This window comes from Antarctobacter sediminis (assembly GCF_019218285.1).
In the GTDB taxonomy this organism is placed as follows: domain Bacteria; phylum Pseudomonadota; class Alphaproteobacteria; order Rhodobacterales; family Rhodobacteraceae; genus Antarctobacter; species Antarctobacter sediminis.
This window is the reverse complement of sequence record NZ_JAHUZG010000001.1, coordinates 884,359-907,292: the sequence shown is the minus strand read 5'-3', so window position 1 is coordinate 907,292 and position 22,934 is coordinate 884,359. Positions and strand designations below refer to the sequence as shown.

The 22,934-nt window shown below is 63.9% G+C and carries 22 protein-coding genes; 12 read left to right on the top strand and 10 right to left on the bottom strand.

The genetic code is table 11. From position 1 onward, the window contains the following. Positions 1-71: 71 nt before the first annotated feature. Positions 72-914 (bottom strand): AAA family ATPase, encoded by an 843-nt coding sequence (locus tag KJP30_RS04345; RefSeq protein WP_218447764.1) that lies wholly within the window; start codon positions 912-914, stop codon positions 72-74. A 301-nt stretch (positions 915-1,215) separates the two neighbouring features. Here KJP30_RS04345 and dksA point away from each other — a divergent pair, with 301 nt between their 5' ends. The 4 genes from dksA (at position 1,216) to KJP30_RS04325 (ending at position 4,928) form a co-directional block, all read left to right on the top strand. Further along, positions 1,216-1,638 (top strand): RNA polymerase-binding protein DksA, encoded by a 423-nt coding sequence (gene dksA / locus KJP30_RS04340; RefSeq protein ID WP_218448426.1) that lies wholly within the window; start codon positions 1,216-1,218, stop codon positions 1,636-1,638. A gap of 84 nt (positions 1,639-1,722) precedes the next feature. Then, on the top strand, positions 1,723-2,889 hold the full coding sequence (locus tag KJP30_RS04335) for an FAD-dependent monooxygenase (protein ID WP_218447763.1): 1,167 nt from the start codon (positions 1,723-1,725) through the stop codon (positions 2,887-2,889). Between the two features lie 75 nt (positions 2,890-2,964). Continuing rightward, on the top strand, positions 2,965-3,939 hold the full coding sequence (locus KJP30_RS04330) for an XdhC family protein (protein ID WP_218447762.1): 975 nt from the start codon (positions 2,965-2,967) through the stop codon (positions 3,937-3,939). Then, the gene (locus KJP30_RS04325) at positions 3,936-4,928 is read left to right on the top strand and encodes a molybdopterin-binding protein (protein WP_218447761.1); all 993 of its coding nucleotides are present in this window, start codon (positions 3,936-3,938) and stop codon (positions 4,926-4,928) included. Before KJP30_RS04330 ends, KJP30_RS04325 begins: the two co-directional genes overlap by 4 nt. 292 nt (positions 4,929-5,220) lie before the next feature. Here KJP30_RS04325 and infC read toward each other — a convergent pair whose 3' ends face one another. Beyond that, positions 5,221-5,766 (bottom strand): translation initiation factor IF-3, encoded by a 546-nt coding sequence (infC, locus tag KJP30_RS04320; protein WP_218448425.1) that lies wholly within the window; start codon positions 5,764-5,766, stop codon positions 5,221-5,223. A gap of 191 nt (positions 5,767-5,957) precedes the next feature. Here infC and KJP30_RS04315 point away from each other — a divergent pair, with 191 nt between their 5' ends. Further along, a complete protein-coding gene (locus KJP30_RS04315) occupies positions 5,958-6,932 on the top strand; it encodes a hypothetical protein (protein ID WP_218447760.1) in 975 nt (324 codons plus the stop codon). 74 nt (positions 6,933-7,006) lie between these two features. On the opposite strand, the gene KJP30_RS04310 is transcribed toward KJP30_RS04315, so the two are convergent. The 6 genes from KJP30_RS04310 to cysG form a co-directional block, all read right to left on the bottom strand. Further along, the gene (locus KJP30_RS04310) at positions 7,007-7,873 is read right to left on the bottom strand and encodes a ferredoxin--NADP reductase (RefSeq protein ID WP_218447759.1); all 867 of its coding nucleotides are present in this window, start codon (positions 7,871-7,873) and stop codon (positions 7,007-7,009) included. Between the two features lie 126 nt (positions 7,874-7,999). After that, the gene (locus tag KJP30_RS04305; protein ID WP_218447758.1) at positions 8,000-8,389 is read right to left on the bottom strand and encodes a DUF934 domain-containing protein; all 390 of its coding nucleotides are present in this window, start codon (positions 8,387-8,389) and stop codon (positions 8,000-8,002) included. Further along, positions 8,386-9,144: a phosphoadenylyl-sulfate reductase gene (locus KJP30_RS04300; protein ID WP_224874373.1), complete on the bottom strand. Its 759-nt coding sequence runs from the start codon at positions 9,142-9,144 to the stop codon at positions 8,386-8,388. Before KJP30_RS04300 ends, KJP30_RS04305 begins: the two co-directional genes overlap by 4 nt. Then, positions 9,134-10,804, bottom strand: a complete 1,671-nt coding sequence (locus tag KJP30_RS04295) for a nitrite/sulfite reductase (protein WP_218447756.1) — start codon at positions 10,802-10,804, stop codon at positions 9,134-9,136. The genes KJP30_RS04300 and KJP30_RS04295 overlap by 11 nt, the downstream gene beginning before the upstream one ends. 58 nt (positions 10,805-10,862) lie before the next feature. After that, positions 10,863-11,174, bottom strand: a complete 312-nt coding sequence (locus KJP30_RS04290; protein ID WP_218447755.1) for a DUF2849 domain-containing protein — start codon at positions 11,172-11,174, stop codon at positions 10,863-10,865. Next, complete coding sequence (gene cysG / locus KJP30_RS04285) at positions 11,105-12,562, bottom strand: siroheme synthase CysG (protein ID WP_218447754.1); 1,458 nt, start codon at positions 12,560-12,562, stop codon at positions 11,105-11,107. The genes KJP30_RS04290 and cysG overlap by 70 nt, the downstream gene beginning before the upstream one ends. A gap of 109 nt (positions 12,563-12,671) precedes the next feature. On the opposite strand from cysG, the gene KJP30_RS04280 reads away from it, so the two are divergent. After that, a complete protein-coding gene (locus KJP30_RS04280) occupies positions 12,672-13,160 on the top strand; it encodes an Lrp/AsnC family transcriptional regulator (RefSeq protein ID WP_218447753.1) in 489 nt (162 codons plus the stop codon). Positions 13,161-13,226: 66 nt separating this feature from the next. On the opposite strand, the gene KJP30_RS04275 is transcribed toward KJP30_RS04280, so the two are convergent. After that, positions 13,227-14,399, bottom strand: a complete 1,173-nt coding sequence (locus tag KJP30_RS04275) for a cytochrome P450 (protein ID WP_218447752.1) — start codon at positions 14,397-14,399, stop codon at positions 13,227-13,229. A gap of 57 nt (positions 14,400-14,456) precedes the next feature. On the opposite strand from KJP30_RS04275, the gene KJP30_RS04270 reads away from it, so the two are divergent. The 5 genes from KJP30_RS04270 (at position 14,457) to KJP30_RS04250 (ending at position 21,066) form a co-directional block, all read left to right on the top strand. Beyond that, complete coding sequence (locus tag KJP30_RS04270; RefSeq protein ID WP_218447751.1) at positions 14,457-16,199, top strand: sensor histidine kinase; 1,743 nt, start codon at positions 14,457-14,459, stop codon at positions 16,197-16,199. A 73-nt stretch (positions 16,200-16,272) separates the two neighbouring features. Continuing rightward, entirely contained in the window at positions 16,273-17,502 is a 1,230-nt protein-coding gene (locus KJP30_RS04265) for a sigma-54-dependent transcriptional regulator (RefSeq protein ID WP_218447750.1), read from the top strand. Positions 17,503-17,801: 299 nt separating this feature from the next. Beyond that, positions 17,802-18,809 carry a DctP family TRAP transporter solute-binding subunit gene (locus tag KJP30_RS04260; protein WP_218447749.1) on the top strand — a complete coding sequence of 336 codons (1,008 nt, stop codon included), beginning with the start codon at positions 17,802-17,804 and terminating at the stop codon, positions 18,807-18,809. Positions 18,810-18,893: 84 nt separating this feature from the next. Continuing rightward, the gene (locus tag KJP30_RS04255; RefSeq protein WP_218447748.1) at positions 18,894-19,628 is read left to right on the top strand and encodes a TRAP transporter small permease; all 735 of its coding nucleotides are present in this window, start codon (positions 18,894-18,896) and stop codon (positions 19,626-19,628) included. Between the two features lie 4 nt (positions 19,629-19,632). Then, complete coding sequence (locus KJP30_RS04250) at positions 19,633-21,066, top strand: TRAP transporter large permease (RefSeq protein ID WP_218447747.1); 1,434 nt, start codon at positions 19,633-19,635, stop codon at positions 21,064-21,066. A gap of 64 nt (positions 21,067-21,130) precedes the next feature. Here KJP30_RS04250 and tpiA read toward each other — a convergent pair whose 3' ends face one another. After that, positions 21,131-21,883: a triose-phosphate isomerase gene (tpiA, locus tag KJP30_RS04245; RefSeq protein WP_218447746.1), complete on the bottom strand. Its 753-nt coding sequence runs from the start codon at positions 21,881-21,883 to the stop codon at positions 21,131-21,133. A 110-nt stretch (positions 21,884-21,993) separates the two neighbouring features. Here tpiA and KJP30_RS04240 point away from each other — a divergent pair, with 110 nt between their 5' ends. Further along, positions 21,994-22,887: an isopenicillin N synthase family dioxygenase gene (locus KJP30_RS04240; RefSeq protein ID WP_218447745.1), complete on the top strand. Its 894-nt coding sequence runs from the start codon at positions 21,994-21,996 to the stop codon at positions 22,885-22,887. The last annotated feature ends 47 nt before the right edge of the window (positions 22,888-22,934 follow it).

The following is a 22,934-nucleotide window of genomic DNA, read 5'->3' as shown; positions in this document are numbered from 1 at the left end:
ACTAGGCCATAGTCTATGCCTGACGGAAATGATCGGGATCAAGTCGCAACCAGAGGCCGCGACTTTTCCACTCAGCGCCCGCCGCGCCGCGCCATAAAGGCCAGCCGTTCGAACAGATGCACATCCTGTTCGTTTTTCAGCAGCGCGCCATGCAGTTTCGGCAGCGCGCTGGCACCGTCGCGTTTCAGATCCTCGGCATCCAGATCCTCGGCCAGAAGCAGCTTGAGCCAGTCCAGCACCTCGGAGGTGGAGGGCTTTTTCTTCAGCCCCGGCTGTTCGCGCAATTCGTAGAACTGGGTCAGCGCGGTGGTCAGCAGCGCGGGCTTGATGCCGGGGTGATGCACCTCGACGATCTTGCGCAGGGTCTCGGTGTCGGGGAACTTGATGTAGTGAAAGAAACAGCGGCGCAGGAAGGCGTCCGGCAATTCCTTTTCATTGTTCGAGGTGATGATGACGATGGGGCGATGTTTCGCCCGGACGGTCTCGCCGGTCTCGTAGACGTGGAACTCCATCTTGTCGAGTTCCTGAAGCAGGTCGTTCGGGAATTCGATGTCGGCCTTGTCGATCTCGTCGATCAGCAGCACAACCTTGCCATCGGCTTCGAAGGCCTGCCACAGCTTGCCCTTGCGGATATAGTTGGCCACGTCGTTGACGCGCTCATCGCCCAGCTGGCTGTCGCGCAACCGGCTGACGGCATCGTATTCATACAGACCCTGTTGCGCCTTGGTGGTGGATTTCACCGCCCATTCCAGCATCGGCAGGTTCAGGGCGTTCGCCACCTGTCGGGCCAGTTCGGTCTTGCCGGTGCCCGGTTCGCCCTTGACCAGCAGCGGGCGTTCCAGCGTCACGGCCGCGTTGACCGCCATGGTCAGATCGTCTGTGGCGACGTAATCCTCGGTGCCTTCGAAGCGCATTCAGCAACCCTTTCCTTGCGACCCATCGTCCGAGGGGTAGAGGGGGCCGCGCGCATTTGCAAGCACCGGGCAGCGGCTGATTGCGCCAACAAGCTTGGCAGCAGAAGGGGTTGCAACAAGGGGCGCCCGGCAGGGGTGCGGCAGGTCACGAAACCGCCCCGGCGTTGCCGTAATTCCCCCGGGCAAAGGCACTAATGTGACGTGACAACGGTCGCGGCTTGGTTTAATGCCTCCTCGCAGGGGTGCCAGATATCTGAGGAATTTCAACATGGCGGGTATTGGCGTTGATGAGGGAGCGGATATGAAGCCAGAGACCTTTCTGCCCGATGACTACCGTCCGGCCGAAGACGAACCGTTCATGAACGAACGGCAGACAGAGTATTTTCGTCGCAAGCTGCTGGCCTGGAAGGCCGAGCTTTTGTCCGACAGCCGCGACACGATCGAGACGCTGCAGGAAGGCACGCGGAATATCCCCGATGTGACCGACCGCGCCAGCGAGGAGACCGACCGGGCCATCGAACTTCGCACGCGTGATCGCCAGCGCAAGCTGGTCAACAAGATCGATCAGGCGCTGCGCCGTATCGACGAGGGCGAATACGGATACTGCGAAGTGACCGGCGAGCCGATCAGCCTGAAACGGCTGGACGCCCGTCCGATCGCCACCATGAGCCTTGAGGCGCAGGAACGCCACGAGCGCCGCGAAAAAGTCCACCGCGACGACTGAACCGCGGGTTCTCAATCAGGTGAACGCAGCAAGAAAAAACGCCGGGGCCTTGCCTCGGCGTTTTTCCTTTGCCAAGGGGGCGTCATGGAATTGTCTGGGCTCAGGATCACCATCATCGGCGCCGGGATCGGCGGGTTGTCGGCGGCGCTGGCGCTGCGCGCCCGCGGCGCGGAGGTGCGCATACTCGAACAGGCCGAGGCGATCCGCGAGGTCGGCGCCGGCATCCAGATCAGCCCGAACGGTCTGCGGGTGATCGAGGCGCTGGGGCTGGGCGATGGCTTTCGCAGCATTTCGGTCGCAGGGCAGGCGGTGTCGCTGCGGGCCAGCGGCGGGGCAGAGGTGCTGCGGCTGGATCTGACCCGGCTCCCTGCCGACCAAAGCTATCGTTTCGTACACCGCGCCGATCTGGTCGATCTTTTGGCAGCTCGCGCGCGGGCTCAGGGCATCCGGGTGCGCCTGTTGCAGAAAGTGCGCGAGATCACTCCGGGCGCGGTTCCTCAGATCGCGCTTTGCAATGGCGATGCGACTTCGGCTGATCTGGTGATTGGCGCGGATGGTTTGCATTCCGTCTTGCGGCCAACACTGAATGGCCGGGCCGAACCATTCTTCACCGGGCAGGTGGCATGGCGAGCGGTGGTGCCGAACACGGTCGGCCATCCGGCCGAGGCGCGGGTCCACATGGGGCCGGGCCGCCATATGGTCAGCTACCCCTTGCGTGGCGGCGATATGGTCAACCTTGTCGCCGTCGAAGAACGCCGCGGCTGGGTCGAAGAAAGTTGGAGCCACCGCGACGACGCCACCAACCTGCGACAAGCCTTTGCGGGTTTTGGCGGGGTCGTGCCGGGTTTGCTGGCCGCTGTCGAGACACCGGGCCTTTGGGGGCTGTTTCGTCATCCGGTCGCCGCACAGTGGCACGGTCCGGGCGTGGCCTTGCTGGGCGATGCGGCGCATCCGACGCTACCCTTCCTTGCGCAGGGGGCGAACATGGCGCTGGAGGATGCCTGGGTGCTGTCCGATGCATTGGCCTCGGCGCAAACTTTGGATCACGGGTTGGCCAACTATCAGGCGCGCCGCCGCGACCGGGTGCAAAAGGTGATCACGGCCGCCAACGGCAACGCGTGGAAGTACCACCTGCGCAACCCGCTGGTTCGCGGAGTGGCGCATCTTGGGCTGGGCGTGGTGGGGCGCATGGCGCCTGGTGCCATGATGCGGCAGTTCGACTGGCTCTATGCCCATGACGTGACGGCCTGACCCGCGACCATTGAAGGGGGCGACACCCGGTCCCTACATGCTACACAGATGGCAGACTGATGGGTGAGGCATATCATGGATATTGCGGACGCGATTCCCGAGAAGGCGCTGGAATGGCACCGTGCGGGCCAAGGCGCTGTTCTGGCGACGGTTGTGGAAACCTGGGGATCGGCGCCGCGTCGCGTTGGCAGCCAGCTGGCGATTTCCGGAAACGGTGAGATCGAAGGATCGGTTTCGGGCGGCTGCGTCGAGGGCGCGGTGATCGTCGAGGCGATGGACGCGCTGGAGGCCGGTGACCTGCGCGAACTGGAATTCGGCGTATCGGATGACGATGCCTTTGCGGTGGGGCTTGCCTGTGGCGGAACCATCCGCGTGCTGGTCGAGCCGGTGGGCCGCGTGCTGCCGGAACTGCTGTTGGAGGATCTGGTCAAGGCCCGCGCCGCACGCGAGCCGGTGGCCTATGTGGTAGATCTGGACCGCAGCGACCGCTGGCTGGATCGCACCGGGTTTGTCGAACGGTTCCGCATGGATCGCTCCGGGTTCGAACCGGACAGCCGGGTATTCGTGGGCATCCACAATCCGCCACTACGGCTGGTCGTGGTGGGGGCCGTGCATATCGCGCAGGCGCTGCTGCCCATGGCGCGGATCGCGGGCTATGATCCGGCGGTGATCGACCCGCGCGAAACATTTGCGTCGCCGGCGCGGTTCCCGGACACCAGATTGCTGCATGACTGGCCTGACGACGCGGTCGAAACTCTGGGGCTGGACACGCGCACGGCGCTGGTGCTGCTGACCCATGACCCGAAACTGGACGATCCGGCCATCGAAAAGGCCCTGCGTTCGGGGTGTTTCTACATCGGTGCGCTGGGGTCGACCCGAACACATGCCAAACGCGTGACACGGCTGACAGAATCCGGGTTCACCGAGGCGGAAATCGCACGTATCCACGGACCCATCGGGTTGGACATCGGCGCGGCCAGCCCGGCCGAGATCGCCGTGTCGATCATCGCCGAGATGACGCAGGTGCTGCGCAAGGGCAGCGCGGCATGAAATTCGGCCCCGTCCCGCTGGATCAGGCACAAGGCGCGGTGCTGGCCCATTCTGTTGCGCTGGAACGTGGGCGGTTGCGCAAGGGTCGCGTGCTTTGCGCCGAGGATCTGGATGCCCTGCGTGCCACTGGCATGGACGAGGTGATCGTCGCGCGGCTGGAGCCCGGCGACCTTGGCGAGGACATGGCCGCCGCCCGGTTGGCCAAGGCGTTGGTGCCCGATCCGGAACGGGCGGGGCTGCGCATCGGCAAGGCGTCGACCGGGCGCGTGAACCTGCACGCCGAAGCGCCCGGTGTGGTCGAGGTGCTGGCCCCCCGCATCCACGCGCTGAACGCGCTGCACCCGATGATCACCGTGGCCACGGTGCCGGAGTGGCAGCGGGTCGCCACGGGCGGCATGGTGGCAACGGTCAAGATCATCTCTTACGCGGTGCCCGAAGCGGCGCTGGAGGCGGCCTGCCTCGCAGGCCAGTCGGCGCTGCGTCTGCGCACCGTCACCTGCAAGACGGCGCAGTTGATCCAGACCGCGGTCGATACGGGCGAAAGCGGGGAAAAGGGGCACGCCGTAACTGGCGAGCGGTTGGACCGTCTGGGCGTTTCGCTGGGTCCTTTGCAGGTCGTGCCGCATCGCGTCGCGCCGCTGGCCGAGGCGATCTCGGCCACCAATGCGGACGCGGTTTTGATCCTGACGGGATCGGCCACCTCTGACCTGCATGACGTGGCCCCCGAGGCGGTGCGCGCCGCCGGAGGAACCGTGACCCATTTCGGGATGCCGGTCGATCCGGGCAACCTGCTGTTCTTTGGTGCGCTTCAGGACAGGCCGGTGATCGGTCTGCCGGGCTGCGCGCGATCCCCGGCGCTGAACGGTGCCGATTGGGTGCTGGAACGGCTGCTCTGTGGTGTGCCCATGACGTCCGGTGACATTGCGGGCATGGGAGTGGGCGGCCTGCTCAAAGAGATCCCGGCACGCGGGCGCTTGCGCGAAGCCTGAACGGCTACGGCATCATCTGATCCATGAACGCGGGCGCGGTAGGCGGTGGGCCGCATACCGGTCACACGCAACTTTGACGTGCCGGTTTACCTGTGTTGCGGCTTTTGGCGGCAGCAGGGCGCAGCTTGCGGGAATCAGCCCTGATGCGACGGGCACGCTTGCACCCGCAGGGCCAGAAACAGCGCCCTTTTAGCCAAGCCAAGCCTCCCGGCCTGGACAGGGTCCAGCGGGTCATTCCGTTCAACGCTGTCGGGGAAAGCAAAAGCCCGCCGGAGGGGCGGGCCTGCAAACGTTATTTCAAGGTCGGTCCGATCATCATGACCATCTGACGGCCTTCCATTTTCGGCATGTTCTCGACCTTGCCGATTTCCTTGACGTCCTCGGCCACCCGTTCAAGCAGCTCACGCCCAAGGTTCTGGTGCGCCATCTCGCGGCCACGGAACCGCAGGGTGACTTTTACCTTGTCGCCGTTTTCCAAGAATTTGAAAACGTTGCGCATTTTTACTTCGTAGTCGTGGGTGTCCGTATTGGGACGGAATTTCACCTCTTTGACTTCGATGATTTTCTGCTTCTTGCGGGCTTCGGACTCGCGCTTTTGCTGTTCATACTTGAACTTGCCGTAGTCCATGATCTTGCAGACGGGCGGCGTAGCATTGGGCGAAATTTCGACGAGGTCCAGTCCAGCCTGTTCGGCCAGGTCCATCGCACGCGCAGGCGTCACAACGCCGACGTTTTCGCCTTCGGCGCCGATAAGACGGATTTCAGGGGCCCGGATGCGGTCATTGACGCGGGGGCCTGTGTCGCGCGTTGGGGGCGCGTTATGCGGTCTGCGGGCTATTGTAATGCTCCATTTGCGATTTTTATCAGGTCGCCAAGGTAAACTTGGGTCGGTGCGCTTTCAAGCGGCAATTCCACGCCTGTGTCGCTGGATCGACATGTTTCCCCCTTGCAGGCTGTGGTTGAGAGGCGCACACCCCCTTCAGGGGCCCTGCGCAGCTGCGCGCGGGGCGGAATGCGTTGGAGGTTCCCATGAGAAACCTGATCTTCGTTATCGCGGCGGTGGCTGTCGCGGCGGGCGGCTATTGGTGGTATTCGGACAAACAGGCCAAGGAAGCGGCGGCCGAGGCGGCCCGTGCTGCCGAAATCGCCGCAGCCGAGGCGGCTGAGAAGGCAAAGGAAGCGGCCAAAGACGCCGCCGAGGCCACGGTGGATGTGGCCAAGGACGCGGCAGAGGTGACGGCGGATGCCGCGAAGGATGCCGCCGACGTTGTGGTCGACACGGCAAAGGACGCCGTCGATACAACTGTCGACGTGGCCAAGGATGCAGCGGAAAAGACCGTGGACGCGGCGGAAACCGCTTTGGCCGACGCGGCCAAAGACGTGGCCGAAGGCAAGGCCAAGGTTGGTGACGCGCTTGCCGGGGCCGTGGACAGCACGCTGGACGCAGCCAAGGACGCGGTCGATACGACCATCGACACGGCCAAGGATGCGGCTGATGCAGTCGATACCGCTTTGGCCGGGGCGGACGCGACAGACCCCGCCGCGACCGATCCGGTTCTTGAGCCTTCGGCATCCGCCGATCCGGTTGTCGAGCCGGTCGAAGCGGCTGAGCCTGCCACAGCCGATCCGGTTGTCGAGCCGGTCGAAGCGGCTGAGCCTGCCGCGGTTGATCCGGTTGTCGAGCCGGTCGAAGCGGCTGAACCTGCCGCGGCTGACCCGGTTGTCGAGCCTGTGGAAACCGCCGAGCCCGCAGCCGATCCGGCGGCGGAGCCTGTCGAAACGGCAGAGCCTGCGGCGGACACCGCAGAGCCGACCATTCAGGACCTGCTGACCGTGGACGGCTTTGACTATGACAAGGTGGCCGACTACATCGAGACCTCCGAGCTGAACGCGCTGGCCAAGACTGCGGCCAAGGCGGCTTTGGATGCCGTGCGCGAAAGCCCCGAAGTGACGCAGGCCGCGCTGGATCAGGTCAAGTCGCTGCTGGGCTTGGACGCCGAATAAGCGCCGCACAGGGCTTGCAAAGCAAAGGGCCACCCGATCGGGTGGCCCTTTCTCCTTGTCCCTCGTCGCTTTCCTCAGTCGAGGAAGGCCTTTTCGACCACGTAATGCTTGGGATCCGAGTTCGCGCCTTCTTCGAGGCCGTATTCCTCAAGCATCTCTTTCAGTTCGAGGTTGAAGGCGAGGTTGCCGCAGATCATCGCCCGGTCGGTTTCCGGGTTGAGAGGCTGAACACCCAGGTCTGCAAATGCCTCACCCGAGCGCATAAGGTCGGTAATCCGGCCCATCTTGTCGCTCTCTTCGCGGGTGGTGGTTGGGTAATACTTGATCTTCTTCCAGAAGCCTTCGCCGATCACTTCGGCCAGCAACTCGTCGGTCTTGAGCGACTCGATGATCTCGCGGCCATAGGTCAGCTCACCCGCTTCGCGGCAGGTGTGCGTGATGATGATCTCATCGTAATCCTCGTAGGTCTGCGGTTCGCGCAGCAGCGAGGAGAACGGCGCAAAGCCGGTGCCGGTGGCAAAGAACCAGATCCGCTTGCCGGGCAACAGCGCGTCATGCACCAGCGTGCCGACGGGCTTTGGGCGCAGGATGATCTGGTCGCCGGGCTTGATGTGTTGCAGCTTGGACGTCAGCGGGCCGTCCTGCACCTTGATCGAGTAGAACTCCAGTTCTTCGTCCCAAGAGGGCGAGGCGATGGAATAGGCACGCAGCAGCGGCTTCTGCTTGCCGGTCTTTGGGTCCGGGTCGCCCATCAGGCCGATCATCACGAATTCGCCCGAGCGAAAGCGCATGGTGGCGGGACGCGAGCAGCGGAAGGAAAACAGCCGGTCGGTGTAATGCTTTACTTCGGTCACGGTCTGGGCGTCGGGCACGGCAAGTGTGCGCGGGGCGCGGGCGGGTTCGGCTGCGGTGGCGTCGGTCACGGGGGTCATCTCTGTCATGTCGATCTTGCCGGCTGTCTAAACCGGCACCTCATATCTAGCTTTGATCTGTGTCAGCAAAAACGCGATTTGGCGCCGCACCGCCGGGAGGGGAACGGTGAGACGCCAAACCGGGGACCGTTGCGCTCAGGCGGTGCCGCGCATCCGGGCCTGATAGTCATGCGCCTTCCAGTCGGCGCGAAAGACCCATTCACCCTCGGGCTGGCGTTCGGCCAGCGCCTCGTCGATCTCGACCTCGTCGAAACCGGCGCGGCGCGCCATGGCGTATTGATCCGAGATCACGTGACCCTTGGCCCGCAACCGGCCGGTGTAGCCGCGCAGGCGCAAAAGCCGCGCAAGGGTAAAGCCGCGGCCATCGGCAAAGCTGGGAAAGTCGATGCGGATCATGCCCGTATCGTCATCGAAGGCCAGGCTGGCCGGGTCGGTATCGGACGGCAGGTCCTGAGCCGCCGGGCCGTTGAAATCGCCGTTCCAGTCCTCGGCGTGAAAACCGTCGTCGCGCACGATGATGCTCATGCCTTTTCTCCTTGTGTCTCGCCGCCTCTGACGGCGCGGCCATTCACGAAATGGATGCCGCATTCTTCCTTGTCCTGCCCACGCCAACGGCCCGAGCGGGGATCCTCGCCCGGCGCCACCTTGGTGGTGCAGGGCATGCAGCCGATCGAAGGATAGCCCTGCGCCACCAGCGGATGCTTGGGCAGGCGGTTTTCCTCCATGTAGGCGCGGACGTCCTCTGGCGTCCAATGCGCCAGCGGGTTCAGCTTGATCCGGCCGGTGCCTTCTTCGAGTTCGAAGAATTCCAGCGCGGCGCGGGTGCCGGACTGATACCGCTTGCGCCCGGTGATCCAGCCGTCGAACCCGTCCAGCGCGGCATTCAGCGGTTCGGTCTTGCGCAGGGCGCAGCAAGCATCGGTGTCCGACAGGCGCAGCGCGCCGTAGGGGTCGCGCTGCTCCAATACTGCGCGGTCGGTCTTGACGATCCGCAGGTTTTCCAGCCGCAGCCGCTCGGCCACCTCCTGTTGGTAGGTCAGCGTCTCGGCAAACAGCAGGCGCGTGTCGATGAACAGCACCGGCGTCTTGCGGTCGACCATCGCCACAAGGTGCAGGAGCGCCACGGATTCCGCCCCGAAAGACGACACCATCGCCAGCTCTCCGGCCTCCGGATCCTTCAGCGCGCCCTCAAGGACCGAGGTCGCGCTGTGGTGCCGGTAGCGCGCGTTGAGCGTGTCAACGCGGGCGCGCAGGTCGGCCTGGCTCAGATCACGCGGCATTGGCCTTGCGCTCTTGCGGACCATAAAGCGCCTCCTTGAACGGGGCCATGCCAAGGCGGCGATAGGCCTGAAGAAAGCTCTCTTCGGCACCTTCGCGGTTCGCCAGGTAGGCGTCGACGATGCGTTCGATCGCGGGCACGATTTCCTCGGCCGGGAAGCCTGGGCCGGTGCGTTCGCCAAGCGCGGCGGTTTCCGTGTGATCGCCGCCCAGCGTGATCTGATAGTTCTCGACGCCCGCGCGATCCAGCCCGAGGATGCCGATATGGCCAACGTGGTGGTGGCCGCAGGCATTGATGCAGCCCGAGATCTTGATCTTGAGGTCGCCGATCTCATGCTCGTTTTTCAACGCGTCAAAACGGGTGGCGATTTCCTGTGCGATCGGGATCGAACGGGCCGTGGCCAACGCGCAGTAGTCCATGCCGGGGCAGGCGATGATATCGCTGATTTTGCCGATGTTGGCCGTGGCCAGACCGTGTGCTTTCAGCCGGGCATGGATTTCCGGCAGGTCGTCCTTGTGGACATGCGGCAGGATCACGTTCTGCTCATGGCTGATGCGCAGTTCGTCGTGGCCGAATTCCTGCGCGATGTCCGCCATGACCCGCATCTGTTCCGCGCTGGCGTCACCGGGGGTTTCGCCATGCGCCTTGAGGCTGATCTGCGCGATGGCATAGCCGGGCGCAGCGTGTTCCGACAGGTTGGTATCCGCCCAGGAGCGGAAGACCGGGTCGCTGTTGTAAGCGCGTTCAAAGGCCGAAAGCGGGCGTTTCGCGAACGACGGGGCCGCGAAATGGGATTTGATCGTGTCGAACAGGGCAAGGTCCGCACCGTTGAAAGCGGCCTTGGTTTCGGCAAAGCGCGCTTCGACCAGGCGGCGGATCTCGTCGATGCCATGTTCATGCACAGTGATCTTGATGCGTGCCTTGTACTTGTTGTCGCGACGGCCCAGCAGGTTCCAGACCGAAACGACGGCCTCGACATAGGGCAGCAGGTCTTCTTGGCGGACAAATTCGTTGACGATCTTGCCGATCATGGGCGTCCGGCCAAGGCCGCCGCCGATCAGCACGGCATAGCCGATTTCCCCGTCCTTCTCGACGATGCGGATGGCAAGGTCATGGGCGGCGGTCACGGCACGGTCATTGGGCGAACCGGTCACGGCGATCTTGAACTTGCGCGGCAGGAACTGGAATTCCGGGTGGTCGGTGGACCACTGGCGCAACAGTTCCGCGACCGGGCGCGGGTCGGCGATCTCATCCGCGGCGGCGCCTGCGAAATGGTCGGCGGTCACGTTGCGGATGGTGTTGCCGCTGGTCTGGATGGCATGCATCTGCACCTCGGCCAGCGCGTCCAGCATGTCCGGAACGTCTTGCAGTTTCGGCCAGTTGTACTGGATGTTCTGGCGGGTGGTGAAATGGCCATAGCCCTTGTCCCAGCGTTCAGCGATATAGGCCAGCTGACGCATCTGGGCGCTGTTGAGCGTGCCATAGGGGATGGCGACGCGCAGCATGTAGGCGTGCAGTTGCAGGTAAAGGCCGTTCATCAGGCGCAGCGGCTTGAATTCGTCCTCGGTCAGGTTGCCTGCGATGCGGCGTTCCACCTGGGCGCGGAACTGGCGGTTGCGCTCGGCCACAAAGGCGGCGTCGAAGTCATTGTAGTGGTACATTGATGCGTCTCCTGCGCGTCCCGGGCTTGACCCGGGACCTCTGGTCCGAGACCCCGGATCAAGTCCGGGGTGCGTTGATTTCCTGTTTGCCGTGCAGATAGTTGGACGGGCCCGTGCGGCGGAACGCCTCGCGGAAATGCGTGGGCTCAGGCCCGTCTGCGCCGGGTTTCATGTCGGCGAGATAGACGCCGACCACCTCGGAGTGCCGGGCGCTGGCCTCGACCAGGCGCACCTGTGCGTGGGCCTCGTCGGTCAAAAGCTCGGCCTCGCGCAGATCCGGGCTCCACCGGTCGTCGTCCGTCAGGTAGACGACATCGCCAGCGAGGAGGGCGTTTGCGGTGATGACTTTTGGTGTGAAGCTGCGGGCCATGGGTAAGCCTCCTGGTCGAAAGTTGTCACGGGCAGGCCGTCGCGCGGGGCGAGACCGAAAAGCATGAGGGCAGGGCCGTCGAAACCGGCCTCGCCGAGGTCGGTGGAAAGGCGGTCGAGTGTCGTGCCCAGCACCCGCTGATCGGGGCGCGAGGCATTTTCAACCACGGTCACGGGGGTGTCGGGGGTGGCGCCATGCATCAGCAGCCGGCCTTGTAGGAAATGCGCGGCGCGTTTGGCCATGTAGATGGCGGCGACCTCGCCGGGGCGGGCCAGGCTGCGCCAGTCGTGATCGGCGAAACCCTGCATGTCATGGCCGGTCAGGATGCGGGCGCTGGCATTGCGGCCGCGCTTGGTCAGCGATTGGCCGATGCCTGCGACGGCGGCCGAGGCAGCGGTGATGCCCGGCACCACGTCATAGGACAGACCTGCCTCCAGCACGGCGTCCAGTTCCTCGTCCAGACGGCCGAAGACGGTACAATCGCCGCCCTTGAGGCGCACGACCTGCGCGCCCTCCAGTCCATGCTGGACGATCAGCGCGTTGATGTCTTCCTGTTTGGCCGAAGGGCCAAAGCCGGTCTTGCCGACATCGACCATCGTGGCCTCGCGGCGGGCGAGTTCAAGGATCGCCTGCGGCACCAAACGGTCGTGGATCACCACATCCGCTGCGTCCAGTGCCTTGCGCGCCTTGAGCGTCAGCAGATCCGGATCGCCGGGACCGGCACCGACAAACGAGATGTGCCCGGGCCGTTCGCGCCGCGCCATGTGCCGCGCCAGCAGGTCGTCCAGCGCCTGATCGACAGCCTCGGTTCCATGGGTAATGGCACGCGGCCCGGCATTGAAGTAATAGTCCTGCCAGAAATCGCGGCGGGCGCGGCCAAAGGGCAGGGACTCGACCATCTTGCGAAAACCCTTGCCGATGCGGGCCAGCGTGCCCAGCGTGGCGGGCAGGCGTTCTTCCAGATCGGCCTTGATGGCACGAGCCAGCACCGGGGCCGCACCCTCGGTGCCGATGGCCACGGTCACCGGGTCGCGGTCGACGATGGCGGGGGTGATGAACTGGCTGTCCTGAAGATTGTCCACCACGTTGACCAGCGCACCTTCGGCGCGGGCGATGCCAGCGGTGCGGGCATCCTCCGTGGCATCCTCATCGGCGGCATAGAACAGCGCCGTGCCCAGAACGTCGCCCTTGGCCAGGGCGCGGGGTTCCAGCGTCAGCGCGCCGGTGGCGGCCCATGCGATGATCTGGCTGTCGGGCGCGGGCGCGAAGACCGTGATGCGGGCCTCGGTCTTCATCAGCAGGCGCAGTTTCGCCAGCGCGGCGGCACCGCCGCCGGACAGGACCACCCGCTGATCCGCGAGATCGAGAAAGATCGGAAAGTGCTGCACGTCGAAGCTCCTTGCGTCTGACCCTAATAATAGGAAATTATCCCGCCTATTGCCTATGGGGCTGGAAAATTAAGAACGTATGTTCTAATCTTGGAGCCAGTGAGGAGAGATGTTCCACGCTGCACCGCAAAGGAGAACGAAGGTGAAAATCGACGACACGGATCGGAAAATCCTTGCGGAACTGCAACGGGATGCAGGCCAGTCGCTGGACGAAATCGCGCGCAAGGTGGGGTCATCCAAGACGCCGGTCTGGAACCGGATTCGCAAGCTGCGCGAGGGCGGTGTTCTTGGCCAGCAGACCGTCGTTCTGGATGCCGAGAAGCTGGGGTTCGAGGCGACGTTTTTCGTGCTGATCCGGACATCGGAACATGAGGCCGACTGGCAGGCGAAGTTCCTGAAAGCCCTGCGCGACCGGCCCGAGGTGCAAGAGGCACACAGGCTGGCCGGGGACATCGATTACATCCTGAAGGTCCGGGTCAGGAACGCCCGCGCCTATGACGTGTTTTATCAGGCGCTGATTTCAGAGGTGAAGGTGCACAACGTTACTGCGCTTTTGTCGATGGAAGAGATCAAGGCGACCACCGAGCTGCCGTTGTAGCGCCGCGCCTTGCGTGGCGAAACGCCCACCCGCCCACCCCGTTCCGCCACGCAAGGCGGGCCGGGATCAGTAGCCCACGCGGAGCGCCTCCAGCCCGTGAAAGTGGTAGAGATTGGCGTAATGTGGCGACTGTTTCAGGCGGAGGTTGGGGAGTCGTTCGAACAGGATCGGCAACGCGATCTGCAATTCCAGCCGTGCCAATGGCGCGCCGACGCAAAAATGCAGCCCCGCGCCGAAACTGGTGTTGGCGGCAATCGGACGGGCCGGATCGAACCGCGCGGGATCGGCCCAGACCTCGGGGTCGCGGTTCGCCGCCGCCAACAGCAGGGCCACCTGATCGCCACGCCGAAAACGGTGCCCGAAAAGCTCCATCTCTTCATAGGCATAGCGCGTGAACATATGCAGCGGCGGGTCGTGTCGCAGGATTTCCTCGACCGCGCGGTCCGCACTGTCGGCGCTGACCCTCTGGCCGGTTTCCAGCAGGGTCTTGATGCCATTTCCCATCGTGTGAACCGTGGCCTCATGCCCGGCATTCAACAGAAGGATGCAGGTGGTGATCAACTCGTCAGTCGACAGTTTCTGCCCCTCTTCCTCGGCGGCAATCAGATGCGTGATGAGGTCGTCGGCGGGCGTCTTGCGGCGACTGTCGATGTAGCGCGCAAGGTAGTCCGCGAATTCCTGCGCCGCGCGGGCGGCGGCCTCTTCGATGGCGTGGTTGCGACGGGCCTGATACATGGCGACCATGGCGTTGGACCATGCCAGCAACTGGTCGGCGTGGCCTTCGGGAACGCCCAGCAGGCGGCAAATCACGATCACCGGCAAAGGCTGGCAGAGACCCGTCAGAAGGTCGGTTTCGCCCGCGGGCAAATGGTCGATCAGGTCATGCGTCAGGTTCGCGATCTCTGGCCCAAGCGCTTTGATCCGTCGCGAGGTGAAGGCCCTCAGAACCAGTCCGCGCAGGCGCGTGTGGCGGGGCGGTTCCAGTTCCAGCATGGAATGCGACTCAACCGCGTAGAAGGGCGCAAGGTGTGCCGGGATCTCCGGGGCCAGTTCCGGCGGCACCTCGCGCCCGAAACGGCGATCCCGCAACAGCGCGCTGACCGCGCGGTGCGACACGGCACAGGGCAGGCCATAGTCCTCCCACCATGCCAAATCACCCGCCGCGCGCAGGCGTTCATAAAAAGGGTAAGGGTTCTGAACGAATCCCGGTGCGGTCGGATCTTGGGAAAAACGCTGCATGGCGCGATGCTTGCCCGTCTTGGCAGTGGTGGCAAGGGGCGGCTATGATCACGCGTCATGAGTGAAAAGCCATCCTCTCGTGCCCCGATTGTCGGGCTGTACCTGGCCGCGGTCGCGGGGCTGGGCTGGATCGTCTGGACGACCAGCTTTGCCGAGGCGCTGCGGCAGGTCGAGGCGCGAGGCCGGTCCGATCTTGCTTTGGCGGCGGACCGACTGGTGACAGGGTTGCAGCGTTACCGTTCGCTGGCGGTGGTTCTGGCGGATCATCCGGTGATCGAGTCGCTGCATACCGGCGGTGCGCGCGAGGCGGCGGATGCGATGCTTCTGCGCAACGTCGACCGAACCGGGGCGCTGACCGCGCTTTATGCGGATCGTGAGGGGCGGGTGTTGGCCTCGTCGCACGAGGACGTGCGGATCGACCTGACCTCGCAACGGTGGTTCCTGCGAGCGGTGAACGGGGCGCTTGGTGCGGATCGCGGGATCAGCCGGGGCGAGGCGCGCCGTGCCTATTTCCATGCGGCACCGGCCTTTGGCCCGGATGGCAAGGTGCGCGGCGTGCTGGTGCTGGTCGCCGATGTCGAGGCGCTGGAACGGGAATGGAGCGGTTCGCGACCGTCGGTCTTTTTCACCGATGCGCTGAACCAGATCTTTGTCACCAACCGGTCAGAATTGCTGTTCTGGCAACGCAATAACGAAACCCTGATCGGACCGGACGGCACCCGCGCACCGCTGAAGATCCGCCATGTGGGCGGGTTCGAACTGTGGCGGCAGGGGCTGAGCCCCTACGTGCCGCGCGCGGCCCTGCACCTTGAACAGCCGCTTCCGGTCATCGGCATGACCGGCGAGGCCTTGGTGGACGTGGCCCCGGCCCGCCGCCTTGCATGGTTGCAGACAGCCGTCGTGGGGGTCCTGTGCCTCTTCTTCGGGTCGCTCTTGTTTCTGGCCACGGTGCGGCGGCGGGCTCTGGCGCAGGCAAACGCCCGGCTGGAAGGGCGGGTCAAGGCCCGGACGCGGGCCTTGGAAGAGGCCAATACAGCCCTGCGGCACGAGGTGACCGAGCGGGAAGAAGCCGAAGCCGCGTTGCGTCAGGCGCAGGCCGATCTGGTTGAGGCGGGCAAGCTGAGTGCCCTGGGCCAGATGTCCGCCGGGATCAGCCACGAGTTGAACCAGCCGTTGATGGCCATTCGCCAGTTTGCCGAAAACGGCGCGGCGTTTCTGGACAAGGGGCGAACAGACAAGGCGGCGGCCAATCTTGACCGGATCGCCGGGCTGGCGTCGCGGGCGGCGCGGATCATCAAGAACCTGCGCGCCTTTGCCCGCAACGAAGCCGAACCCATGGGCAAGGTCGACGTGGTGGCGGTGCTGAATTCGGCGGTGGAACTGACCGAGGCACGGCTTGCCGCAGATGGCGTCACTCTGCGCTGGGACACGGCACTATGGCCCGATCCGGTCTGGGTCACGGGGGGCGAGGTGCGGTTGGGGCAGGTCTTTGTCAATCTCATCAACAACGCGGCGGACGCGATGGCCGGGCAGGATCAGCGCGAGATCGAAATCTCGATCCTGCGGCAGGACCGTCTTGTGGTGCAGGTTCAGGACAGCGGGCCCGGGATTGCGGACCCCGAAAAGGTCTTTGAACCGTTTTATTCGACAAAGCAGGTGGGTGATGGCATGGGGCTGGGCCTGTCGATTTCCTACGGTCTGGTGCAGAGTTTTGGCGGACGGATCCGGGGGACGAATACGGAAACCGGGGCGCTGTTCTCGGTTGAACTGGATTACTGGCGTGCGGAACTTGCCGCGTGAGGACGATGGGTGACGCTGGTCCCGGCCTCTGGCCGGAACGGCGCCCCACCCACCGTCCCTTTGGAGGTAGCGAATGGATGTGACGCGGGTCCTTTTGGTGGATGACGATGCGGCGGTTCGCGAGGCATTGGGGCAATCGCTTGACCTTGCGGATTTCGACGCGCTGACCGCCGGGTCCTTTGTCGAGGCAAAGGATCACATCCGGCCCAATTTCGACGGGGTGATCGTGTCCGACATCCGGATGCCGGGGCGCGATGGATTTCACCTGCTGGACTATGCCCGCCAGCAGGACCCGGAATTGCCGGTGATCCTGCTGACCGGTGAGGGCGACATCCCCATGGCCGTGCGGGCCATGTCGCAAGGGGCGTTCGACTTTCTGGAAAAACCATGCAGTCCCGCCGATTTCACCGCTGTGGTGGCACGTGCGCTGAAGACGCGCGGGCTTGTATTGGAAAACCGGCGTTTGAAACAGCAACTGGAAGCCGGAGACCCGGCGGCGCGGTTGATCTTTGGGATTTCGCCTGCCGCAGAACGGCTCCGGGCGCGGGTTCGGGTCGCCGCCCGCGCAGGGACCGAAGCCTTGGTCACAGGCGCGCCGGGCACCGGGATTCCCAAGATTGCCGAGGTGATCCACCTTGCCTCGCCTCGCGCCAAAGGGCCGTTGCAGAAACGCGCTGCTGCTGGATTGGGCCGGGAAGAACTGCAAAGCCTCTGGCATGGTTGCGCGGGTGGGTCGCTGTTTCTTGACGGGATCGGGGCACTGAGCCTCGACACGCAACTGGCGCTGATCGACCTGATGGAACAGGGCGGCGCGGTGCTGATCGGCGGCAGCACGCAGGATCTGGCTGCGGCGACCGAACGTGGCGAAATGCTGACCGATCTCTATTACCGGCTGGAAGTGTGCCAAGTGCGGATTCCGGCCTTGGCAGAGCGACCGGAGGATATTCCGGTGCTGTTCCGGCATTACGTAGCGCAGGCGGCCGAACAATCCGGGCTGACCCCGCCTGAGATCACCGAAGAGGTGATCTCAGGGCTCATGGCGCAGGATTGGCCGGGCAATGCCCGCGCATTGATGAGCGCGGCCATGCGTTTCGTGCTGGGGCTGGGCGACGTGGCAGCCCCCGAAGGGACTCTTGGGCTGGCCGAACGGATGGCGCAGGTTGAACGCTCGCTCTTGATCGAGGCGCTGCGCAAAGCGGAAGGGCAAGCCCGCGTGGCCGCCGAGGCGCTGAAACTGCCGCGCAAGACCTTTTACGACAAGCTGGCGAAATACGGACTGAAGCCAGAAACCTTTCGCGTCTGAACCGGCGAATCGAGCTGTTCACCTTTGCGCGAGGGGATTCGCAGCCAACCACGAAACTGTGCGGATTTCCGCACTGTCAGCGGAAACGGCTGTGCGGAGAATCGCACCGTCCCGATCGCCGGCGTGGACGGAAAATGGCAGTGATCGCGATTAAGACCCATAAAGTAAAAGAAAAAAGCTGATTCCGCGCCTTGTCTCTTTTGCGCGCTTGATCCGATTCGAACGTCACGGCTTTCTTTCCGCATCCGGCACCCGAGGAGGGGCGCCGCGAAAACAAGTATGTATCTGGGAGGATACCCATGAAGAAGTTCCTGATGAGCGCGGCCGCGGCCGCCGTGGTGATGACCGGCGCCGCGACCACCGCCCAGGCGGCTTGCGACGATGGCGAGATCGTCATCAAGTTCAGCCACGTCACCAACACCGACCGCCACCCCAAGGGCATCGCCGCCAGCCTGCTGGCCGAGCGTGTGAACGCCGAGATGGACGGCAAGGCCTGCATGGAGGTTTTCCCGAATTCGACGCTGTATAACGACGACCAGGTTCTGGAAGCGATGCTGCAAGGCGACGTCCAGCTGGCCGCGCCCTCGCTGTCGAAGTTCGAGCAGTTCACCAAGCAGTTCCGCATCTTCGACCTGCCGTTCATGTTCAAGGACATCAACGCGGTTGATGCTTTCCAGGCCTCCGACACCGGCCAGAAGATGAAGGAATCCATGACCCGCCGCGGCCTGCTGGGCCTTGCTTTCTGGCACAACGGCATGAAGCAGATGTCGGCCAACAAGCCGCTGCTTGATCCGGGCGATGCAAACGGGCTTAAATTCCGCGTGCAGAACTCGGAAGTGCTCAAGGCACAGATGGCGGCTCTGGGTGGTTCGCCGCAGCCGATGGCCTTTTCCGAAGTTTACGGCGCGCTGCAAACCGGCGTTGTGGACGGTCAGGAAAACACATGGTCCAACATCTATGGCCAGAAGTTCTTTGAAGTTCAGGACGGCATTACCGAAACCAACCATGGTGTGATCGACTACCTTGTCGTGACCAACGTGGACTGGTGGGAAGGTCTGCCGGAAGACGTGCGTGACCAGCTGGGCACCATCATCGCCGAAGTCACCGCAACCCGGAACGGTGAAAGCTATCGTGTGAACCAGGAAGCCAAGCAGGCCGTGATCGCGGCCGGTGGCGTGGTCCGCGAACTGACCGCCGAACAGCGTGCCGCATGGGTGGCCGCGATGAAGCCGGTCTGGGAAGAGTTCGTCAAGGACGTCGGCCAGGATAACATCGATGCTGCACAGGCTATCAACAGCAGCATGTAAACGCTGAAAAGCGAACTGCCCGGCCCCTGTGATCCTATGGGGGCCGGGTTTTTTGTACCCGAATGCGGGGCAAGGAGGGGGACCATGTCATCACATAACCCACCGAACGGGATGTTCGGACGTTTCATCGACGATCTGGAAGAAACGGTGATCGCGCTGCTTCTGGGCGCCATGACGATCATCACCTTCATCAACGTGGTCCTGCGCTATGGCGTGAACAGCCAGTTCGGGCGCTGGTTGGAAGGCGTGCTGGGCGTGGACCTGCCCGGCGGCCTGATCTGGGGGCTGGAGGCAACTTCGTTCCTCTTTGCCTGGCTGGTGTTGTTCGGGATCAGCTATGCGGTCAAGAAAACCGCCAATCTTGGCGTCGACGCGGTGATCAACGTGGTATCCAGCCCGGTCCGCAAGGCGTTGACGATCATCGCGGCGCTGGTCTGCGTGGCCTATGCCTTTCTCTTGCTGAAAGGCGCCTGGGATTACTGGGCCAATTTCGCCAACCTGCCGCAGACGACGGGTCGTTGGTTCCCGACCGGCTTCGAAGAGATGAAGCGCACTTCCTTCCGAAGCTGGTACGAAGTCAACGACATCCCGATCCCGGAATGGCTGCGGTTCATCGAACCCTGGATCAATGACGGCGAAGCCTATGAAAAGATCCCGCGTTTCATTCCCTATTTCATCCTGCCCTTCGGCGCACTGCTGCTGCTGGTCCGCTTTGTGCAGGCCACTGTGCGGATCTGGCGCGGAAATGACGAGACGCTGATCGTCAGCCACGAAGCCGAAGACGCGGTCGACGAAGTCGCCCATCTGAACAAGGACTGAGCCGATGGACGTTGTCATTCTCTTTGCCATGGTGATTGGCCTGATGCTGATCGGCGTGCCGATCGCGGTCTCGCTTGGCTTTTCTTCAATCGTCTTCCTGCTGGTCCTGTCGGATACCTCGCTGTCTTCGGTGGCGCAGAGCTTTTTCCAGGCGATGGCGGGGCACTACACGCTGCTGGCGATCCCTTTCTTCATCCTTGCCTCGTCCTTCATGTCGACAGGCGGCGTGGCGCAGCGGATCATCCGCTTTTCCATCGCCTGTGTCGGGCATCTGCCGGGCGGTCTGGCCATTGCGGGCGTCTTTGCCTGCATGTTGTTCGCGGCGCTTTCCGGATCGTCGCCAGCGACCGTGGTGGCCATCGGCTCGATCGTGATCGCGGGCATGCGGCAGGTGGGTTATTCCAAGGACTTCGCGGCGGGCGTCATCGCCAACGCGGGCACGCTTGGCATCCTGATCCCGCCTTCCATCGTCATGGTCGTCTATGCCTCTGCCACGGATGTGTCGGTGGGGCGGATGTTCCTGGCCGGCGTCATCCCGGGCCTCATGGCGGGCACCATGCTGATGGCCACGATCCTTGTCATCGCCATCATGCGTGACCTGCCCAAGGGCGAATGGAAAGGCTGGGGCGAAGTGGCCGAAGCCGGCGGAGAGGCGCTTTGGGGCCTTCTGCTGATCGTCATCATCCTTGGCGGCATCTACGGCGGTATCTTTACCCCGACCGAAGCGGCAGCGGTGGCGGCGGTCTATGCCTTCATCATCGCCTGTTTCGTCTATCGTGACATGGGGCCGCTGGCGAGCAAGGACGGCGGACCGAATATCCCGCTGATCCGCAAACCCATCGCCCTGATCACCGCCTTTTTCCACCGCGACACCAAGGACACGCTGTTCGAGGCAGGCAAGCTGACGGTCACGTTGATGTTCATCATCGCCAACGCGTTGATCCTCAAGCATGTGCTGACCGATGAGCAGATCCCGCAACAGATCGCTTCTGCGATGCTGGACGCTGGCTTTGGCCCGATCACCTTCCTGATCATCGTCAACGTGATCCTGCTGATTGGCGGCCAGTTCATGGAGCCTTCGGGCCTGCTGGTGATCGTGGCGCCGCTGGTCTTTCCGATCGCGCTGGAGCTGGGCATCGACCCGATCCACCTTGGCATCATCATGGTGGTGAACATGGAAATCGGCATGATCACGCCGCCCGTCGGTCTGAACCTCTTCGTGACCTCCGGTGTGGCGGGGATGCCGATGATGCGGGTCGTCAAGGCGGCGCTGCCCTTCCTTGCCGTGCTCTTTGTCTTCCTGATCATGGTGACTTACATCCCGGTCATCTCGACGGTGTTGCCGGATGCCGTGATGGGGCCGCAGATCAACTGCGAGGGGGCACCGCCCACCAACCAGCTCGAGGCCGCCTTCTGCGAAGCGCGCGCTGGACAATAAGAAAAAGGGCCGGGAAACCGGCCCTTTTTCGTTTCGGAAGGAGAGAAGCCAAATCGCCTGCGCGTCATGCCTCCATGGGGGCGGCGTTCAGCGCGTCGATGATCGGGACAAAATCCGCGGCCTTGAGGCTGGCCCCTCCGACCAACGCACCGTCCACATTGGGAACGGCAAAGATCTCGGCCGCGTTCGAGGGTTTGACCGATCCGCCATACAGCAGCCGGGTCGACCGTCCGACACCCGCGCCAAAACGGCGTTCCAGCCGCGCGCGGATGAAGTCATGCACCTCGGCAATCTGGTCCATCGTCGGGACCTTGCCGGTGCCGATGGCCCAGACCGGTTCATAGGCCACAACCAGACGGTGCGCGGTGGCCCCGTCGGGAATGGACCCGGCCAATTGGCCGCCGATGATGTCCAGCGTGTTATGCGCCTCGCGCTGGTCCAGCGTTTCGCCGACACAGACCACGGCGGTCAGGTTGGAATCCCACGCCGCGCGGGCTTTTTCGCGGATCAGCGCGTCATCCTCGCCGTGATCGGCGCGGCGTTCGGAATGCCCGAGAATGACATAGCTGGCACCCGCATCGGCCAGCATCGGCGCAGAGACATCGCCGGTATGCGCGCCCGAGGGCGCGGCGTGGCAATCCTGTCCGCCGATGGCGATGCCCTTGGCGGCCTCGGCCGCGGAGCCGATCAAGGGGGCAGGCGGGCAGATCAGCACCTCGGCTGCGCCCTCTGCCGCCCCGGCCATGGCGGCCAGTTCGGCCAGCGCGGCCCGTGTTCCGTTCATTTTCCAGTTGCCCGCGGCCAGTTTGCGTCGCATGCGCGTCTCCCATTTTTATGGGGTCAGTGTCACCGGGGGCACCGCGGCGTCAAGCCCGCTTGCGATGCGCGCGACGTCATGACAATCGGGATGGCAAAAGGAGACAGCGGATGATCCCCAGACTGGATGCCCGGAAAATCGCGGCCCGCGCGCCGGAAACGCTCGCCGCACTGCGTGCGGGCGCGATGGAAAGCGGCTTTTTGACGGTCTATGGCACGGCGATCACACCGGCGCGGATGCGGTTCGTGCTGGCCGCTTACCGGGCCTTTTTCGATCTGCCGGAAACCGTGAAACGCCGGGTGGATATGGCGGCCACGGGATCGAACCGGGGCTGGGGCGCTCCGCAGAGCGAACAGGTCGATCCAGAGGCGAACCCCGACTACAAACAAGTCTTTGATTGCGGCTTTGCGGTCCCGGACAGCGGGCTTTCGGTTTATGCCGAGAACCTGTGGCCCGACCGGCCTGAGGGATTTCGGCAGGTGATCGAAGCCTACTACCGGGACGCCATGGAGGTCGCGACGGACATCCTGCGCGGCATCGCCGAGGCGATTGGCGAGGATCCCCGGTTCTTCGATGACAAATTTGCGCGGCCCATGGCCCTGTTGCGGGGCAATTACTATCCGCCGCGTCCCGACTGGGCCGGAGAAAAGGATTTTGGCATTGCCGCGCATACGGATTACGGCTGTCTGACTCTTTTGGGCACGGATGGGGTGCCGGGGCTGGAGGTGCTGACGCCAGAGGACAACTGGGTGCCGGTGCGGGCAGATCCCGGAGAGTTCATTATCAATTTTGGCGAGATGCTGGAGATCTGGACCGGCGGGCGGGTCAAGGCAACGTTGCACCGCGTGCGGGGATCGGCGGAAGAACGGATTTCCGTGCCACTGTTCTTTAACCCCGACTACGACACCAACGTCGCGCCCATCGGGTCCGGTCGGGTGGTGACAGCGGGCGAGCACCTGCAAAAGCGGTTCAATGAAACCTACGTCCACCTGAAAACCGGCTGAGGCGGGACGGGGCCGGCGCTCTTGCATGTCCTGACAGGCCCGCGCTT